The sequence below is a fragment of the Desulfovectis peckii genome (genome assembly GCF_055391705.1).
In genome coordinates, this window is sequence record NZ_AP042409.1 from 1437721 (window position 1) to 1454746 (window position 17026).

Sequence of the window (17026 nt, forward strand, 5' to 3'; positions counted from 1 at the left end):
ATAATGAACCATCCCGACAACTGCTGGTTGGAAATTTTAAAGTTTCCACTGGGTGAGCGTTCCACAAAACCACGAAATAACGGCATTACCATGGTCATTGATAAGGGAATGGGCCTGGGGGAAACCAGGGATTTACTTAATCTTGCCGGTAACTACATCGATTTTTTAAAGCTGGGGTTTGGTACCAGCGCCCTTTACAGCAGTGAGGTTTTGGAAGAAAAAATTAATTTAGTGCGTTCTTACAATGTAGATATCTACCCGGGCGGAACTTTTCTGGAAGTGGCAATTATACAGGATAAACTGGAAGAGTACTTACTTATGGCCAAAAAACTGGGGTTTACCGCCATTGAAGTGTCTGACGGCACGATTACTTTTGATCCCGAATTACGGCACAAGGCGATCTGTCTTGCTTCCGATATGGAGCTAAAAGTATTAACGGAAGTAGGCAAAAAAGATCCCAATACCCGAACCCCACTTAGTCAGTTAATCCGCCAAGTATTGGCTGACCTTAAATCCGGTGCCCACAAAGTAATTGTGGAAGGCAGGGAATCGGGCAAAAATGTAGGATTGTACGACTCATCCGGAAAACTGATTGTTTCAGAAATGGAAGAACTGGTATCAGCCCTGCCTGACCCGTCTGTGTTAATTTGGGAGGCACCGCTGAAAGACCAGCAATTAGAATTAATTATCCGTTTTGGCTGCAATGTAAACCTTGGAAATATTCTCGCCCACGAATTGTTGGCTGTAGAAGCGCTAAGAGTGGGGTTAAGGGCTGACACCTTAAAAACGGTTTGCAAATAATCGTCGCGCGATGGTGAGATACAAAGAACGGCTGCCGGCAGCCGATGGCAAACCGCCCTGGCCAGGCGGTTTGTCTCTATAAAACATAAATTTAACGCCAAGGCAGTAAAACTATTTACAGTTTTAAGCCTTGGCTTTTTTGTGATTATAATGGCATTTTTTGCATATAGATTAGGCAAAGCAAACTACCAAGAGGCGAGTTATCTTGAAAGGCGAAGTAATGTTAGTGGTATTATTGCTCGTTGGAATTGTCTCCCGTTCCAACATAATTGCAGTAGCTGCCTGCGTATTGTTAATTCTCAAGCTGTCTAACCTCACCTTTTTGTTCCCCATACTGGAAAAGCGGGGCTTAGAGCTTGGCTTGTTGTTTTTGTTGTTGTCAATATTAGTGCCGCTGGCTGCGGGTAAAGTAACGGGAAAGGATTTGCTTTACAACATCACTTCCCTGCCCGGCATTATGGCCATTATCGGCGGGGCGTTGGCTACCCACTTAAACCAGCACGGCTTGCGCTTAATGCAAATCGATCCCGAGATTATTTTCGGTTTGGTTCTCGGTTCAATTATTGGCATTGTGTTCTTTGACGGACAGCCGGTGGGACCTTTAATGGCAGCCGGTGTAGCGGCATTATTTCTGGAAGTATTCAGTATTTTAAGTAGATAAGCTGTTAAGCACCGCTACAAAATCTTCCGGCAGCGGTGCGGTAAATTCCATATATTTACCGGTTTTAGGGTGGTTAAACCCCAATACCGCGGCATGAAGCAGTTGACCCTGTAAATTAAAGTTCTTGCTTTTGCCTCCGTATTTAGGGTCACCGACAACCGGATGCTTAATATATGCCATATGTACGCGGATCTGATGGGTACGACCGGTTTCTAACCGGCATTCAACTAACGTATACTGTCCATAGCGGCGCTTTACCGTAAAATGGGTAACTGCAGCTTTCGAGTTCTTTTCGGTAACAGCCATTTTTTGCCGATCATGGGCATCCCGGCCAATCGGTGCATCTATTGTTCCCCGGTCATAAGGAATATTCCCGTGAACCAAAGCAATGTAGCGTCTAACCACACTGTGCTCTTTCAATTGTTTGGCCAAGTTGTTGTGGGCAGCATTATTCTTTGCCACCATAAGCAGCCCGGTGGTATCTTTATCGATCCGATGAACAATTCCCAAGCGCATTACCCCATTAATTACGGAAAGGTTACGACAGTGATAAAGTAAAGCATTAACCAATGTTCCACTGTAATTTCCTTCCGCAGGGTGTACCACCATGCCCCTTGGTTTATTTACTACTATAACATCGTCGTCTTCATAATATATGTCCAAAGGGATATTTTCCGGCTCAACGGCTAATTCAACCGGGTCCGGCTCTTCTAATACTATTTCATCCCCGGTTTGCACTTTGTAACTGGCTTTGGTTTTACTTCCGTTTACACTTACCGCCCCTTCATTAAGCAGCTTTTGAATGTAAGAACGGGTCAGCCCTTCAATTTTCTGAGCTAAATATTTATCCAAACGCACTCCTGACTCTGTTTCCTTTACTTCTAATCGGTATGTTTCCGGCATACACATTAAGCCTCCCTATCCTGCTCCGTTTCAGGGCGTCTTAATATCTGCCAAATCAAAAAGCCCACCCCAATAACAATGGCGGTGTCAGCTAAATTAAATACCGGCCAAATACGAAAGTCTAAAAAGTCAACTACCTTGCCATAGCGGATACGGTCGATTAAATTGCCCAGCGCCCCGCCAACTGCCATACCTAAAGCCAGCTGCACCGGCCAGGCTTCTTTGACAATTCTTTTATAAAATACCAAGACCGCAACGATAGCAACCGCCGCCACAATGATAAAAAACACGGTTTGATTGGGGAGCATACCAAAAGCCGCCCCCGGATTTAAGATATAAGTGAGGTGAAAAACACCTTCAATAACGGGGATCGATTGGTAAAGTTCCATATTTGCCTGCACAATATACTTACTTACTAAGTCTACCAGCAATACCAACAGGGCAGCTATTATCATCCACAATGAACTATGTCCTCCTATCTTTATACCAAATAATAACAATATAACAAAAAGCCCAACAAAAAACAAGGCACGCTGCGCCTTGTTTGAACAGTCTATGGTTTCTGCGGCTTACTGCCAAATTCCTCCGTCGGTTGATAGCTTTCATAAAATACACCGTCATCAACTTCATAAGGGACAGTTTCTACTTCCTCCACAGCACTTTGCAGCTCTCTTTGATCCCCTTCCGGATCAATGCTGTCTATTTCATATTCCGGATATATTTCATAACTTAAGCTGTGTCGGGCAACCTCCTGCCAGGTGTCTTCACCGTCATAAAAATTCTTATCTGTATAATCATTAAAACTGCGCTCAAAGGGAGGCTTCAGCACATCCTCTTCCACCGGGCGTGAGTGACCGAATTTGCTTTCATTTTCTGCCTTACAGTCTACGCAGACGGTAGTATAGGGTACCGCCTCTAATCTTTCGTAGGGAATTTCCTGACCGCACATCTCGCATTTTCCGTAGGTACCCTTTTCCATAGCGGCCAAAGCATTATCTATGGCCTGAATTACATAGCGCGCTTGCTCTTTTAAAACTAAATCTTTACTGCGTTCAAAAACCTCACTGCCGATATCCGCAGGGTGGTTATCGACGGTGGACAGCTCACCGAAAGAGTTGTCCATTGATTCACCCAAGCCGCCTTCATTAATTCCTTTTATTCTTTCCTGTTGATGTTTTCTTTCTTTTAACAATTTTTTTCTTAAATGTTCGATTTGTGCCTGATGCACCGGCAGCCACCTCCGACTTATATTTAGTATGTGCCCAGACGGATCTGGACTATTTCAACGATTTCAGCAATGTAGTTGCCAATAACCGGTACCGTTACCAGCGATTTTAATATATAAACTACCAATGCACCCAATATGGCAAACCCAACACCTATGCCTACGCCGCGCACAATGCCGCTTAAAAAATTAATCCAAATCAAGCGCCAGGGGCTTTGCAACAAACAAACATATTCGTCTATTTTAGATCTCTCCATATTTCGGGCTAATATCTCTACCTGCTTTTGCAAAGCTTGCAGGGTACGTTCACTGATATCCGCCATAATTGACCACCCTAAATTGCCTAAAAGTATATAAACCCTTTATTAATTTAACCTTTAACAAGCCTTTTTATCATTTTATAAATGTAGCTTAAAAAGGCAAAAAAATAAGGCGGTAAAGTTGCCCGCCAAATCTAACGTTTCTTTATTGGGACGGCGCAAACCGACCTCCCTATACATCATACCGATAATTTTGCCTTTATACTGTAAGGCAAGAAAAAGTATGCCGGTCCGTTCATACAAATGCAACCCTGCTTGTGGCGCCAAGGCATTTGACCTTATGCTTTCGATTAGCCGGCTAATTCAAAGAGCATTGCTAACGGAGGAACAGCGCCGAGGACTGTTTGAACGTCAGCGAGTTCACTTTCTTCTGAATTAAAAATTGAGGATGAAAGTACACTGCCGCCCGGCGCCGGAGGCGGCGGAGCTCGTTCATTTATAAGGCCGGCGTGTTTGCACTATCTAACTATCATATAAACTAAGGATGATAGTATAAGAAAACTATAGCTTCTGTCTGCGCCCTTTTGCCTTGCCAGAAGCTAAGTTTTCTATACGAAGGTAAATGCCTTGGCGCCCTTGACCCAAGTTGCATTTATTGTAACTTCTCTTCGAGCTGGTACGGGGATCGCTCCCTACTTCTCACCGAAAATTTTACCTTTACGAGATTTATTTAGTTTTTCAAACTATGAATCGGCGCCGGGATGCGGCCGCCGCGCTTGACAAATTGACTTGCTGAATAGCGGTTTACCGGCATTACCGGTGCATGTCCCAGCAAGCCGCCAAAGGACACGACATCCCCTACTTTTTTACCCGGTGCCGGAATAATTCTTACCGCCGTAGTTTTGGCATTAATCACACCGATGGCGGCTTCATCGGCAATAATGGCGGCAATTGTTTCGGCAGTTGTGTCACCGGGCACCGCAATCATATCCAAGCCAACGGAGCAAACACAAGTCATAGCCTCCAGCTTTTCAATCGATAATGCTCCTTGTTCCACGGCTTTAATCATTCCGGCGTCTTCACTGACCGGAATGAAAGCTCCTGACAGTCCGCCCACATAGCTGGAAGCCATGGCACCGCCTTTTTTAACCGCATCATTTAACAAGGCCAAAGCTGCGGTAGTGCCGTGTGCGCCGCAGCGTTCTAAGCCCATGGCCTCCAATACTTCCGCTACACTGTCGCCGACAGCAGGTGTCGGAGCTAACGAAAGATCCACAATGCCAAAGGGAACGCCCAGTTTTTCAGCAGCGGCTCTGCCCACCAGCTCTCCCATGCGGGTAATTTTAAAGGCAGTTTTCTTGATTGTTTCCGCTAATGTACCAAAATCCTGATCCTTTACTTTTTCCACGGCATTTTTCACTACACCGGGCCCGCTCACCCCGACATTAATCACACATTCCGGTTCTCCTACCCCGTGAAAGGCGCCGGCCATAAAAGGATTATCCTCTGTTGCATTGGCAAAAACCACCAGTTTGGCACAGCCCAGCCCATCCTTATCCTTGGTGCGCTGCGCCGTTTCTACAATTACCTGGCCCATGCGATATACCGCATCCATGTTAATACCGTCCCTGGTGGTAGCCACATTCACTGAAGAACACACTCTTTCTGTCACACTTAACGCTTCCGGGATAGAGGCCAGCAGTTTTTCTTCACCGCGCGTAAATCCCTTATGTACCAAGGCAGAAAAGCCGCCGATAAAATTAACACCGATTTGTGCTGCCGCCCGATCCATTGCTTGGGCAAACATCACATAATTATCTGTTTGGCTGGCTTCCGCTACTATCGAAATCGGAGTAACAGATACCCGTTTATTAACAATCGGGATACCGTATTCCCGCTCAATGCTCTCTCCTACTGCCACCAAGCGTTCCGCCTTGCGCACAATTTTTTCATATATTTTTTTACAGGCGACATTGGGATCAGGGTCTGAGCAATCGCGCAAGCTGATGCCCATGGTAATGGTGCGAATATCCAAGTTTTCTTCCTGTATCATGCGAATCGTTTCCATTACTTCCTGTAATGTTAACATAGCCGCTCCCCCTATATCCGGTGCATATAGTTAAAAACATCCTCGTGCTGCACGTCAATACGCACTGCCAGTTCCTGCCCTTTTTGTTTAAAGCGTTCCTTTAAAGTGGGCAAATCAACATTGCTGGCACTCATATCTCCAACCATAATCATGGTAAATAAATTCTGCATGATAGTTTGACTGATATCTAAAATGTTTACGTTAGCTTCCTTCATAATGGTAGCCACTTCGGCAATGATGCCTACCCGGTCTTGGCCGATTACTGACACAATGATCCGGTTACCGCCGGCATCCTTTTTGATGAAATTCATTACTCTTGCCTCCCCCTAAGTTGTTTTATAAAATCAGCAAAACGCGGGGTCTGCCCCGCGTTTTACTATTATATCTGTTTTTTAGGCGAGATGATATATATACTGGCAAATTTTATGCGGTAGCTACCTTTTTCTTACGCTTACTGTCCAGCATATCATACCACAGCGAGCAGGTAACAAACAGTGATGAGTAGAGGCCGGCAACTATGCCGATAATCAATATCAGTACAAAAGTCTTAATGGTAGATCCACCGAACAGGAACAGAGATACCAGCACAAACAATACTGCCAGTACGGTGTTAATTGAACGGGCCAGCGTTTGTCGTATGCTTAGGTTAATTAAATCAACTGTTTTCAAACCTCTTTTAAGCCGCATATTCTCTCTGATGCGGTCAAAAATAATAATGGTGTTATTAATAGTATATCCCACAATTGTTAAGATTGCGGCCACAAAAGCACTGTCAACTTCTAATTGCAAAATAGACACTATACCTAAAGTAACCAATACGTCGTGCACAATACCGACCATAACCGCCAGACCTTGTTTAAACTCAAAGCGCCAGGTAATATACAGCGTCATCAGCACCGCTGCAATAGCAAATGACAGCAATGCCTTTTGAGCCAGTTCCGCACCAATAGTCGGCCCTACTTTTTCACTGCGCAAAAGGGTCACGTCGCCAAGTTCTTGCTCTAATGCCTGCAATAACTCAGCGCTTTGTTTCTCATTTAGTACTTCCGTGCGAATTAAAAATATACCGTCCGCACTTTCCTGAATATAATTACTGGTTAACCCCTGAGCCTGCACGACATCACGCACTTGTGCCGTAGTTACGTTCTCCTTTAATTTCACTTCCGTAATGTTGCCGCCGGTAAAATCAATGCCCAAGTTTAGCCGTTGAGTAAACAACGAAATCAGGCCGCAAATAATTACAAGAGCAGAGATAATATACCATATTTTGCGTTTCTCAACGATTTTAATTACATCCATAATTATTTATTCCCCCCTTGGGCACCAAAAAACTTGTTGTTTTTAAATATCCTGGTATCTGCAGTTAAGTGTAATAACCAGCGGGTTAAGGTAATGGCAGTAAACATGCTCACCACAATACCGATAGACAATGTAACGGCAAAACCTTTCAGCGAGCTGGCTCCAAAATAATACAACACCACTGCGGCCAGCAAGGTGGTTACGTTAGCATCAAATACCGCCACAAAGGCCCGCTTAAAACCGGAATCAATGGCAGAACGTAAACTCTTACCGTTATTAAGCTCTTCTTTAAAGCGCTCAAAAATGATAATATTGGCGTCAACCGCAATACCAAGTGACAAAATAAAGGCAGCAACACCCGGCAGCGTCAGCACTACACCTAATGCATTGTATATTGCTAACACGATTAAAGAGTAAACCACCAAGGCAATGTTGGCAACAAATCCCGGTACTCGGTAGTAGAGAATCATAAAGGCGACAATCAATGCTAAACCAATAGCACCGGCATAAATTGATTTATCCAGTGAATCCTGCCCTAAGGTAGGACCGACCACACGTTTCTCCATGATGTCAACTTTTACCGGCAAGGCACCGGAACGAAGTAACACTGCAATTTCATGCGCTTCTTCAATGGTTTCGTAGCCGGTGATTCTGGCTTGTCCGTTTAAAATCGGTTCTTGCACAATCGGACTCTGTAACAACTCACCGTCTAAAACTATCATGAGCGGCTGGTTTATCAGCCTGGTAGTTGCTTCCGCAAACTTATCCGCACCTTCATCAGTAAACTCCAAGTTAACCTGTAATTGGTTTGTTTGCGGATCACGTGATTCAACCGCATCTTTTAAATCCGCACCGGTAAGAATAACATTTCCCTGGGGATCAAGAAATTCCAGGTATGCTGTTTTTACCAAGGTTTCTACAGCCGCATCCGGGTCATCAACACCGGCGATTTCTATCACCAGGCGATTACTTCCCTCCTGCTGAACAACCGGCTCTGATACGCCCAAGCCGTTAACCCGTCTTTCCATAACGGCCTTTAACTGGTTCATTTTTTCTTGATCAACCTTAATTTCTTCAGTATCCTGCGCTTCTAATACTACATGCACCCCACCTTGCAGATCCAGGCCAAGGTTGATATTGTTAGTTAGCGGTAACCAGGAAACCTTTCCATCCGGTAAGACCGGTACAAACGCCAGCACGGCAACAACGGCCAATATTGCCAGCAGGCTAACCAGCTTAATTACGCTGCCCAGTTTCATGCTCCAAATTTCCTCCTTTTATACAAATAAACAAACTTTATTATATACCCGCCAACAAAAATGTGTCAATTAACAAACCTTAACACTACTCGTTTTATAGTTAGCCTATTTGAATTAAATAAACTTTTTTATTCTAAATTATAAATATTAACCTGTGACATAATAAAAAAGGACCCCCCGTGACGCATATGCAGTCGTGGGAATCCTTTTTAGATGCTTATTCTATGCATTAAAGTAATTTTGCCCCGTTAATTACCAGTTCAAAGTTGCACCCCAGATGATTAGCCGCGCGGCGGCAAAGAATCATGCGGTCTAAAAATATTTCAAAATACTCCATTACCGAAGTAATGGAAATATCAATGGATAATTCCATAGTAACGGTGCGTTTTTCCTCATCTACATATATAAAAGCTTGTTCAGCCGCATAATTTACCCGATCATGAATATCAAAGGTAGCAAAATCTTCGTTTCTTACTCTTGACCGATGCACGTCTGATTTGTCAGCAAGAATCAGTGCCGCAGCAATGTGATTTACCGGATGTCCATATTGTTCTTCATGATTGGCAATAGCTGAGGAAACAATCGCCACTTCATCAGGCGGCATACCCATTTGTAAAAGAACATGAAAAGCAATGTTCGCTCCTGAAATACCGTGGTCATTACGACTGATAACATTGCCGATATCATGCAAATAGCCGGCTATTGCCGCTAATTCTGCGTCTCGTTCGGGATATCCTAATTTTCTGATTATCTCTTCGGCAATACTGGAAACCAAATTGACATGGCGATAGCTATGTTCAGTAAAGCCCATTGCACCTAAAAATTCATTCCCTTTGCGTATACAAGCGTCAATAATGGGGTTGGCTTTAACGTCTCTTAGGGTAATCAACAACCTCCCTCCTTTCTAAATCTAGAAAAAGAGTAGACATTGTCTACTCTTTAATCATCATCTTCTTCATTGGCTTTTTTTCTGACTTGGCCAATGGCATTTTTCAAAAATTCTGCCTTGACGTTGTCAGATAAGCGAAGAATTACAGTGTCTTCTTTAATCTTGAGCACTGTACCTAATATGCCGCCCACTGTTATTACTTCATCATTTACTTGTAATTCAGAAATCATTTTTTGATGTTGCTTTTGGCGTTTTTGCTGTGGGCGAATAAATAAGAAATACAGCAAAGCAAATAACGCCACTATGTAGATAATAGAAATTGTGCTTGAGCTCAAATACACACCCTCCTTATAAGAAATGTTAATTAAAGCACTTCAGACATATTCTTTACATAATGGGTAAATCCTGCCTGTATTTATTATTTTTAATTTATTTGGTATTTGGAAAAAAACTGATTGCGAAACTCAGGCAGGCAATCATTTCTGATTGCTTCTTTTATTTTGTCCATTAAACGCATAATAAAATACAGATTATGCCAAGTTGTCAACCTAATACCCAAAACTTCGCCCGCTTTAAGCAAATGCCGAATATAGGCGCGGGTAAAGTTGCGGCAGACATAACAATCGCAATCTTCATCGATTGGTCTGAAATCACGGGCATATTGGGCGTTGCGTACATTTAACCGGCCATATTGAGTAAACACCGTTCCGGTACGGGCAGTCCGGGTAGGCAGCACACAGTCAAACATATCTACCCCCCGTATTACGCCCTCAATCAGGCAGTCCGGTGACCCAACGCCCATTAAATATCTGGGCTTGTCTTTAGGCATTAGGGGAACGGTATGTTCCAACATCTCGTACATTATCGGTTTAGGCTCCCCAACGGATAAACCGCCGATTCCGTAACCGGGAAAGTCTAATTCCACCAACTCTTTTACACTTTGCTCCCGCAAGTCTTTATATACCGAACCCTGAATAATGCCAAATAAGGCTTGATCCTCTCTGGTGTGGGCTTCTTTACAGCGCCTAGCCCAGCGTGTGGTCAATTGCATTGATTTTTTTGCGTAATCGTAATCACACGGGTATGGCGCACATTCATCAAAAACCATCGCAATATCTGCACCTAAGGCCATTTCAATTTCCATTACTTTTTCCGGAGTAAACATGTGCTTTGAGCCGTCAATATGCGAACGGAACTCTACACCTTCTTCGGTAATTTTGCGCAGTTCTCCCAAACTAAAAACCTGAAAACCTCCGCTGTCGGTTAATATCGGCCCATGCCAATTCATAAAATTATGCAGTCCGCCGACCTCTTTGATTAATTCATGCCCCGGACGAAGGTACAAGTGATAGGTATTACTTAAAATCAGCCTGCCGCCTACTTCTTTCACTTCATCAGGGGTCATGGTTTTAACGGTAGCCTGAGTGCCGACCGGCATAAAGATAGGAGTTTCCACCTCTCCGTGTGGCGTTTTTAAGCGACCGATTCGGGCCCGGGTTCTGGTGTCTTCTTTTTCAACGGTAAATGTAACTGGCGTTTTCATCATACCTCCATATTTATATAATTAGCATGGCATCGCCAAAGCTAAAAAATCTATACCTTTCTTTTACTGCCTGCCGGTAGGCATTCAGTATCTTCTCCCGACCGGCAAAGGCAGATACCAACATCAGCAGTGTTGATTTGGGCAGATGAAAGTTTGTAATTAATGCATCTACCGCCTTAAATTTGTACCCCGGATAAATAAAAATATCCGTCCAACCACTGCTCGGTATCACCCTGCCTTTTTCATCCGCCGCCGTTTCCAAGGTACGCACACAGGTGGTACCCACCGCAATTACCCGCTTACCTTTTTCACGAGTAAGGTTAATCATATTGGCGGCATCAGAATCAATGCGGTAATATTCCGCATGCATAACATGCTCGCGGATATCATCCGCCTTAACAGGACGAAAGGTTCCTAAACCGACATGCAGCAGTACCTCGGCAATATTTACCCCTTTATGCTGCACCTCTTTCAATAATTCGTCGGTAAAATGCAGTCCGGCAGTCGGTGCTGCCGCCGAACCTTCTTTTTTGGCATATACCGTTTGATAGCGACTTTTATCTTTTAATTCTTTTTTAATATAGGGCGGCAGGGGCATAGTGCCAATTCGGTCCAATATTTCCAAGAACCTGCCGCTATAGAAAAATTCCACTATCCGCCCACCGGCATCAGTGCGATCAACAACATTGGCCTCCATTATTACCTGCCCGTCAGATTTAAACAGCAGTGTATCTCCTACTTTGGCCTTTTTACCGGGCTTGACCAAGACCTCCCAGCGGTTATCCGTCATTTGTTTAAGCAAAAGCAGTTCCACTTTCGCCCCGGTATTTTTGCGCTCTCCATAAATTCTGGCCGGCAACACTTTTGTATCATTGACTACCAGTGTATCCCCGGGCTGCAAGAACTCCAATATATCGCTAAAAATACGATGTTCTACGCCACCGGTATCTTTATGCAAAACCATCAGCCTTGACTGATCGCGCTTGGCAATCGGTTCTTGGGCAATTAATTCTTCCGGCAAATCATAATCATAATCTGATAACTTATACATAATAAACCCTTCAAGCTCCGTCCGTTTTTAGTACTCCGTAAGTATTATTACAAAATATGTTAACAGTTATAACTGCCCTCATGCTCATTCGACATAAACTACCAATTTCCTGCTAAAAAACGGTATTTATCCAGACTCAAACTTATATAGTTATCTTCTAAAAAAAATATTAGCCAGTATTGTAAGCAACAAGCTTAGCAATATCATACTAACTACCGGAAAATAAAAGGTAAAGTTTCCTTTTTGAACATAAATGTCTCCGGGTAGCTTGCCAAAATGAGAAATCTTTCCTAAGCCAATTATTAAGCCTCCGACAACAACTAAAAGCGCACCTAAAGCGAGTATTATTTTACCCATCGATTGCAAGGGATCCATCTACTTAGCTCCTTTCTTTTTGCTTTTGGGCATATAACGTTCCTTTTCACTATATATGCAACCGCAGTATTGTTGGGTATATTGGCCGGATGCTTTTGCTTTCATATAGGCATCTTTAAAACCGGGGCGAAAATCAACATAATAAAAGGGAACCCCATACTTCTCCGCTGCCGCTTCACCGATTTCTTTCAATAAGTCATGTTTTTGAAAAGGACTTACCAACAGCGTGGTAGTAAAGGCATCAAATTTACCGCGCCGAGCCAGTTGGGCGGCACGGTTTAAACGCATACTGTAACAATACCGGCAGCGATGGTTTTCACGGTGAACTACGTTTTGCAAAAAGCCCTCTAAATCGTAGTCATCTTCAATAATGGTTTTGATACCTTCCCCTTCAGTAAATTGTTGGTAATTATCTTTTCTTTTTTGCCATTCAGTATAAGGGTGAATATTGGGATTATAAAAATGACCGATAATATCAAAACCTTCCTTGCGCAGGTATTCAAGGGGGTAAACAGTACATGGACCGCAACAGCAGTGCAGTAAAATCTTGGGCATTGTTATCACCTGTTCTCATTAAGTTTTACTTAACATTCTTTCCTTAAATCCGTCTTACAAATCAAAACAAACTGCCTTGCTCGCTATTTTCTCCCGGTAGCGGCAAACCGAGGTGCCGATAGGCCATCGGTGTAGCCACTCTGCCTCGTGGTGTGCGTGCTAACATACCTAACTGCATTAAATACGGTTCAATTACATCTTCTACCGTTTCTACTTCCTCGCCGATAGAAGCGGCCAAGGTATCTAAGCCTACCGGACCGCCGGCAAATTTCTCAATTATTGTCAACAAAAGCCGGCGATCAGAACGATCCAGCCCTTTAGAATCTACTTCTAAAAAGTTTAAGGCTTGATTGGCCAATTGCGCAGTAATAACGCCGTCTGCTTTTACTTGGGCATAATCGCGCACACGCTTTAACAGCCGGTTTGCTACCCGCGGTGTTCCCCGGGAACGGCGGGCAATTTCCTCCGCACCGCCGTTGCCAAGTTCAACACGCAAAATGCCGGCCGAACGGCGCAATATTTCCGCCAGTTCTTCTGTCTTATAGAATTCTAAACGACAGATCACACCGAAACGATCGCGCAGCGGTGATGATAACAGTCCCGCTCGCGTGGTGGCTCCGATAAGGGTAAATTTGGGCAAATCCAGCCTAATTGAGCGGGCACTGGGCCCCTTCCCGATGATGATATCCAGAGCAAAATCCTCCATCGCCGGGTACAGCACCTCTTCCACTGAGCGGCTCAGCCGATGAATCTCGTCAATAAACAGCACGTCCCCCGGCTGTAAGTTGGTCAGAATTGCCGCCAAGTCACCGGGACGCTCAATAGCCGGCCCGGAAGTAACCCGCATGTCAACATTCATTTCGGCAGCAATAATACCGGCCAAAGTAGTTTTTCCTAAGCCGGGCGGACCAAATAATAAAACGTGATCCAGTGCCTCGCCCCTGGCTTTGGCCGCTTTAATAAAAATATCAATGTTTTCTTTCACTTTCTGTTGACCGATATATTCCTTAAGGCTTTTCGGCCTTAACCCGTATTCTATTTCGTTATCTTCCGTTTTTACCGCAGCTGATACAAGCCGTTCATCTCGTTCAATCATCTATATCACCGTTAGCCCTTCATTAAGTATTTCAGTGCCGCTTTAATCAGTCCGGCGGTATCCGAGTCGGCTGCCATGTTTTCTACCGCCCGCACCGCTTGATGTGCTTCTGACTGATTGTAGCCCAAAGCTATCAGGGCAGACTCAGCGTCTTTTAGTTTCGAGCCAAGTTTTTTCGCTGCCGGTGCCGCCTGTTTATATCCTTCAGGCAGTACTCCCAGCTTATCTTTCAATTCTAAAATTAACCGCTGGGCTGATTTTTTGCCAATACCGGGAACTCTCGTCAAAGCGGCAATATCTTCTTGGGCAAATATTGCCCTAATCCTAGCCGGTTGATAAACGGAAAGCACCGCTAACGCCCCTTTCGGGCCCACACCTTTTACCGTTAACAATGATAAGAACACATTAAGCTCATCTTCGGTCTTAAAACCATATAATTGTAGGCTGTCTTCCCTTACTACCAGATGAGTATAAAGAGTAACTTCTTCACCGATTGACGGCATCTCTATAAAAGTAGAGTTTGGCACTTGAATTTGATATCCGACTCCGTTGACGTCCAACACTATTGTATCTGTTAAGGCTGCAGCCAGTTTTCCTCGTAAAAAGGCAATCATAGCGACACCCTCCCTGCCCGATGAATATGATGAGCATGACAAACCGCTACTGCCAAAGCATCGGCAGCATCATCAGGCTTGGGCACCGCTTTTAAATTTAACAGGGTTTTAACCATATATTGCACCTGTCTTTTATCGGCACGCCCGTAGCCTACCACAGCCTGCTTTACCTGCAGCGGTGTATATTCATAGACGTCTAACCCGGCATTAGCGCCGCTGAGCAGGGCCACGCCCCGAGCATGCCCTACTGACAATGCAGTGCGGATATTCTTGTTAAAAAAAAGCTCTTCTACCGCAAATTGGTCCGGTTGATGACGGGTAATAATTTCCGTTAAATCCTGATACAAAGTATGCAGTCGTTTATATAATGGCAACCCCGCCTCAGTTGTGATTGCTCCGCATTCCACCAGTTTAAAATCGCGCCCGTTGTATTCAATCAGGCCATACCCGGTAATTGCCGTTCCGGGATCTACACCCATGATCAACATAATTAAATCCTCCGCTAACTAATTAAAGAACAATTGTTCCTTTATAGTATACCAAAAATAAGCACCTTAAAATAGAGAATCAGCCAACCCTTCAAACTATTAGTTGATTTCATCCAAGTTCTCCAAAACCGCGTTTAAAGCTTTTTCATTATTAAACTCCAATTCATTTCTAATTATGTTTTGATTTTTTTCATCAAGGTTGTTAAAATCCATTGCCTGATAAAGCATGTCCTGCCAATGTTGAGGCAAATCTTGCACCTTTTTACCCGGTACTAGCTGCTGCAAATCGGTATTTATCCCCAGCGGACCTTTAAATACCGCTAATTGATCTTGATAAATACCTAAGTGACGATACTCTTGATGTGTTGAACAAAAATTATCAACTTTTCGGGCCAATATTAACTCATTGGGTGACACAAATTTAACCTGCCAACCGTCTTTAGAGGTAAACATTTTCTCCAGTTCACTGTGGTTCATTCCCAATAAGGCGGTTAAATCCGTTTCTTTATCCAGGTTTTCGGTACAACCGCACAAATAAATATTTTGCTTGTACATAACGGTTTCCTCAGATACCGTCAAATCAGATGCATTATTTTCTTCTTTAGCCCATGACTTACTCAGTGTCATACTGTTTATCGGATTTAACATGCCGGTAGTAAATAAGTATGCTGAGCAAATAACCGCACCGGTTAAAAATGCGGCCAACATACTAATTGTCAGTTTACGCCAATCCATGGAAATAATATATCCTCCCCTGTTGTTTTATTTAGTTAGATATTATTTCCAAGGAATGATTTCTAAATACATGAATAAAATATATATTTATTTTTTTGACAAATGGTGTACTGATCGCATATATTAACTAATAGCATTAATAAAAATACTGAACAGGGAGAATAATAATATGTTAAAGTTTATTTCCAAATACCCGCTGCTAACCATTTTAGCCTGGCAGGTTAAGCGCGTATTTAAAAAAGCTTAGCGGTTAAAAGATTTTATTCCTTCGATACCTTCCCGCAAACGGATCACTATACCGCAAAAATTTACTCTTCTACGAAATATCAACCTTCCTTAGACATTAAATAAGTCCTAAGGTTCAAGACCTTAGGACTTCTCATTCCTTTAGTCATCTAGATCAAAATTTGTGTAAACGTCGTCAACGTCATCAAGTTCTTCCAGCATTTCAATTAATTTAATCATTTTATCTGCTTCTTCACCCTTAAGTTTTACATATGTCTTAGGCACCATAGTAATTTCCATTTCTTCCATAGGAATATTTTTCTCTTCAAATGCCGTTAACACCGCTTCAAAATTGTCAGGGTCGGTATACACTTCGTATACGTCGTCTTCTGATTGTACATCCTCCGCCCCTGCCTCCAAGGCTAACAACATTAAATCATCTTCATCCATGCCTGCTTTTTCTTTATCAATAACCAACAAGCCCTTACGTTCAAACATCCAAGATACGCAACCGGACTCGCCTAAACTACCGCCACATTTAGAGAAACAGTGCCTGACCTCGCCGGCGGTACGGTTACGGTTGTCAGTGGTAATATTCAACATCACCGCAACTCCCCCCGGTCCGTACCCTTCATAAACAACATTTTCCACGTTACTGCCGGTTAGCTGACCGGTACCCTTCATAATCGCCCTTTGAATGTTTTCATTAGGCAGATTGGCTGCTTTAGCCTTTTCAATAGCGGCTCTCAATCTCATATTGCCGGCAGGATCGCCGCCACCTAATTTTGCGGCTAAAGTTATTTCTTTACTCAGTCTATTAAAAATTTTGCCCTTTTGGGCATCCACTTTCGCTTTCTTACGTTTAATATTGGACCACTTAGAATGTCCGGCCATATTCTCACTCCTTAGAATACGCAAAAGCTAACAATTGCCAGAAATTGTATACGTTGAAATGATC

General features: G+C 43.4%; 21 protein-coding genes. 2 read left to right on the forward strand and 19 right to left on the reverse strand.

Going from position 1 to position 17026, the window contains the following annotated elements:
* The first annotated feature begins 3 nt into the window (after window positions 1-3).
* A complete protein-coding gene (gene comA, locus ACZ5NG_RS07135; RefSeq protein WP_464251129.1) occupies window positions 4-801 on the forward strand; it encodes a phosphosulfolactate synthase in 798 nt (265 codons plus the stop codon).
* 220 nt (window positions 802-1021) lie between these two features.
* On the forward strand, window positions 1022-1462 hold the full coding sequence (locus tag ACZ5NG_RS07140; protein ID WP_464253129.1) for a DUF441 domain-containing protein: 441 nt from the start codon (window positions 1022-1024) through the stop codon (window positions 1460-1462).
* Here the strand turns inward: ACZ5NG_RS07140 and ACZ5NG_RS07145 are convergent.
* The 19 genes from ACZ5NG_RS07145 to ACZ5NG_RS07235 all read right to left on the reverse strand — a co-directional run bounded on the left by ACZ5NG_RS07145 (window position 1451) and on the right by ACZ5NG_RS07235 (window position 16962).
* Complete coding sequence (locus tag ACZ5NG_RS07145; protein ID WP_464251130.1) at window positions 1451-2365, reverse strand: RluA family pseudouridine synthase; 915 nt, start codon at window positions 2363-2365, stop codon at window positions 1451-1453. The two genes, ACZ5NG_RS07140 and ACZ5NG_RS07145, sit on opposite strands and share 12 nt — an antisense overlap.
* Window positions 2366-2370: 5 nt before the next feature.
* Complete coding sequence (gene lspA / locus ACZ5NG_RS07150; protein ID WP_464253130.1) at window positions 2371-2820, reverse strand: signal peptidase II; 450 nt, start codon at window positions 2818-2820, stop codon at window positions 2371-2373.
* A gap of 98 nt (window positions 2821-2918) precedes the next feature.
* Window positions 2919-3593: a TraR/DksA C4-type zinc finger protein gene (locus ACZ5NG_RS07155; protein WP_464251131.1), complete on the reverse strand. Its 675-nt coding sequence runs from the start codon at window positions 3591-3593 to the stop codon at window positions 2919-2921.
* Between the two features lie 23 nt (window positions 3594-3616).
* Complete coding sequence (locus tag ACZ5NG_RS07160; protein ID WP_464251132.1) at window positions 3617-3913, reverse strand: DUF5665 domain-containing protein; 297 nt, start codon at window positions 3911-3913, stop codon at window positions 3617-3619.
* 667 nt (window positions 3914-4580) lie between these two features.
* Entirely contained in the window at window positions 4581-5939 is a 1359-nt protein-coding gene (locus tag ACZ5NG_RS07165; protein ID WP_464251133.1) for a DUF711 family protein, read from the reverse strand.
* 11 nt (window positions 5940-5950) lie between these two features.
* Window positions 5951-6250, reverse strand: coding sequence for an ACT domain-containing protein (locus ACZ5NG_RS07170; RefSeq protein ID WP_464251134.1), 300 nt, complete (start codon window positions 6248-6250; stop codon window positions 5951-5953).
* A 112-nt stretch (window positions 6251-6362) separates the two neighbouring features.
* On the reverse strand, window positions 6363-7238 hold the full coding sequence (secF, locus tag ACZ5NG_RS07175) for a protein translocase subunit SecF (protein ID WP_464251135.1): 876 nt from the start codon (window positions 7236-7238) through the stop codon (window positions 6363-6365).
* A gap of 2 nt (window positions 7239-7240) precedes the next feature.
* Window positions 7241-8497: a protein translocase subunit SecD gene (gene secD / locus ACZ5NG_RS07180; protein ID WP_464251136.1), complete on the reverse strand. Its 1257-nt coding sequence runs from the start codon at window positions 8495-8497 to the stop codon at window positions 7241-7243.
* Window positions 8498-8726: 229 nt separating this feature from the next.
* Window positions 8727-9389 carry an HD domain-containing protein gene (locus tag ACZ5NG_RS07185; RefSeq protein WP_464251137.1) on the reverse strand — a complete coding sequence of 221 codons (663 nt, stop codon included), beginning with the start codon at window positions 9387-9389 and terminating at the stop codon, window positions 8727-8729.
* A gap of 47 nt (window positions 9390-9436) precedes the next feature.
* On the reverse strand, window positions 9437-9727 hold the full coding sequence (yajC, locus tag ACZ5NG_RS07190) for a preprotein translocase subunit YajC (RefSeq protein WP_464251138.1): 291 nt from the start codon (window positions 9725-9727) through the stop codon (window positions 9437-9439).
* Between the two features lie 83 nt (window positions 9728-9810).
* On the reverse strand, window positions 9811-10932 hold the full coding sequence (tgt, locus tag ACZ5NG_RS07195) for a tRNA guanosine(34) transglycosylase Tgt (RefSeq protein ID WP_464251139.1): 1122 nt from the start codon (window positions 10930-10932) through the stop codon (window positions 9811-9813).
* Between the two features lie 10 nt (window positions 10933-10942).
* Window positions 10943-11980: a tRNA preQ1(34) S-adenosylmethionine ribosyltransferase-isomerase QueA gene (gene queA, locus ACZ5NG_RS07200; protein ID WP_464251140.1), complete on the reverse strand. Its 1038-nt coding sequence runs from the start codon at window positions 11978-11980 to the stop codon at window positions 10943-10945.
* Between the two features lie 150 nt (window positions 11981-12130).
* On the reverse strand, window positions 12131-12355 hold the full coding sequence (locus ACZ5NG_RS07205; RefSeq protein ID WP_464251141.1) for a DUF2905 domain-containing protein: 225 nt from the start codon (window positions 12353-12355) through the stop codon (window positions 12131-12133).
* Window positions 12356-12910: an epoxyqueuosine reductase QueH gene (locus ACZ5NG_RS07210; RefSeq protein ID WP_464251142.1), complete on the reverse strand. Its 555-nt coding sequence runs from the start codon at window positions 12908-12910 to the stop codon at window positions 12356-12358.
* 61 nt (window positions 12911-12971) lie between these two features.
* Window positions 12972-14006 carry a Holliday junction branch migration DNA helicase RuvB gene (gene ruvB, locus ACZ5NG_RS07215; RefSeq protein ID WP_464251143.1) on the reverse strand — a complete coding sequence of 345 codons (1035 nt, stop codon included), beginning with the start codon at window positions 14004-14006 and terminating at the stop codon, window positions 12972-12974.
* An 11-nt stretch (window positions 14007-14017) separates the two neighbouring features.
* Window positions 14018-14620, reverse strand: coding sequence for a Holliday junction branch migration protein RuvA (ruvA, locus tag ACZ5NG_RS07220; RefSeq protein ID WP_464251144.1), 603 nt, complete (start codon window positions 14618-14620; stop codon window positions 14018-14020).
* Complete coding sequence (gene ruvC / locus ACZ5NG_RS07225; RefSeq protein WP_464251145.1) at window positions 14617-15108, reverse strand: crossover junction endodeoxyribonuclease RuvC; 492 nt, start codon at window positions 15106-15108, stop codon at window positions 14617-14619. Before ruvC ends, ruvA begins: the two co-directional genes overlap by 4 nt.
* A gap of 99 nt (window positions 15109-15207) precedes the next feature.
* A complete protein-coding gene (locus tag ACZ5NG_RS07230; protein WP_464251146.1) occupies window positions 15208-15843 on the reverse strand; it encodes a hypothetical protein in 636 nt (211 codons plus the stop codon).
* Window positions 15844-16230: 387 nt separating this feature from the next.
* Window positions 16231-16962, reverse strand: a complete 732-nt coding sequence (locus ACZ5NG_RS07235) for a YebC/PmpR family DNA-binding transcriptional regulator (protein ID WP_464251147.1) — start codon at window positions 16960-16962, stop codon at window positions 16231-16233.
* Window positions 16963-17026: the final 64 nt, after the last annotated feature.

Excerpts from the sequence above, each read along its gene's own strand:
- comA (WP_464251129.1), top strand. The coding sequence starts at position 4 with ATGAACCATCCCGACAACTGCTGGTTGGAAATTTTAAAGTTTCCACTG.
- ACZ5NG_RS07140 (WP_464253129.1), top strand. The coding sequence starts at position 1,022 with ATGTTAGTGGTATTATTGCTCGTTGGAATTGTCTCCCGTTCCAACATA.
- ACZ5NG_RS07145 (WP_464251130.1), bottom strand. The coding sequence starts at position 2,365 with ATGCCGGAAACATACCGATTAGAAGTAAAGGAAACAGAGTCAGGAGTG.
- lspA (WP_464253130.1), bottom strand. The coding sequence starts at position 2,820 with ATGATAATAGCTGCCCTGTTGGTATTGCTGGTAGACTTAGTAAGTAAG.
- ACZ5NG_RS07160 (WP_464251132.1), bottom strand. The coding sequence starts at position 3,913 with ATGGCGGATATCAGTGAACGTACCCTGCAAGCTTTGCAAAAGCAGGTA.
- ACZ5NG_RS07165 (WP_464251133.1), bottom strand. The coding sequence starts at position 5,939 with ATGTTAACATTACAGGAAGTAATGGAAACGATTCGCATGATACAGGAA.
- ACZ5NG_RS07170 (WP_464251134.1), bottom strand. The coding sequence starts at position 6,250 with ATGAATTTCATCAAAAAGGATGCCGGCGGTAACCGGATCATTGTGTCA.
- secF (WP_464251135.1), bottom strand. The coding sequence starts at position 7,238 with ATGGATGTAATTAAAATCGTTGAGAAACGCAAAATATGGTATATTATC.
- secD (WP_464251136.1), bottom strand. The coding sequence starts at position 8,497 with ATGAAACTGGGCAGCGTAATTAAGCTGGTTAGCCTGCTGGCAATATTG.
- tgt (WP_464251139.1), bottom strand. The coding sequence starts at position 10,932 with ATGATGAAAACGCCAGTTACATTTACCGTTGAAAAAGAAGACACCAGA.
- queA (WP_464251140.1), bottom strand. The coding sequence starts at position 11,980 with ATGTATAAGTTATCAGATTATGATTATGATTTGCCGGAAGAATTAATT.
- ACZ5NG_RS07205 (WP_464251141.1), bottom strand. The coding sequence starts at position 12,355 with ATGGATCCCTTGCAATCGATGGGTAAAATAATACTCGCTTTAGGTGCG.
- ACZ5NG_RS07210 (WP_464251142.1), bottom strand. The coding sequence starts at position 12,910 with ATGCCCAAGATTTTACTGCACTGCTGTTGCGGTCCATGTACTGTTTAC.
- ruvB (WP_464251143.1), bottom strand. The coding sequence starts at position 14,006 with ATGATTGAACGAGATGAACGGCTTGTATCAGCTGCGGTAAAAACGGAA.
- ruvA (WP_464251144.1), bottom strand. The coding sequence starts at position 14,620 with ATGATTGCCTTTTTACGAGGAAAACTGGCTGCAGCCTTAACAGATACA.
- ruvC (WP_464251145.1), bottom strand. The coding sequence starts at position 15,108 with ATGTTGATCATGGGTGTAGATCCCGGAACGGCAATTACCGGGTATGGC.
- ACZ5NG_RS07230 (WP_464251146.1), bottom strand. The coding sequence starts at position 15,843 with ATGGATTGGCGTAAACTGACAATTAGTATGTTGGCCGCATTTTTAACC.
- ACZ5NG_RS07235 (WP_464251147.1), bottom strand. The coding sequence starts at position 16,962 with ATGGCCGGACATTCTAAGTGGTCCAATATTAAACGTAAGAAAGCGAAA.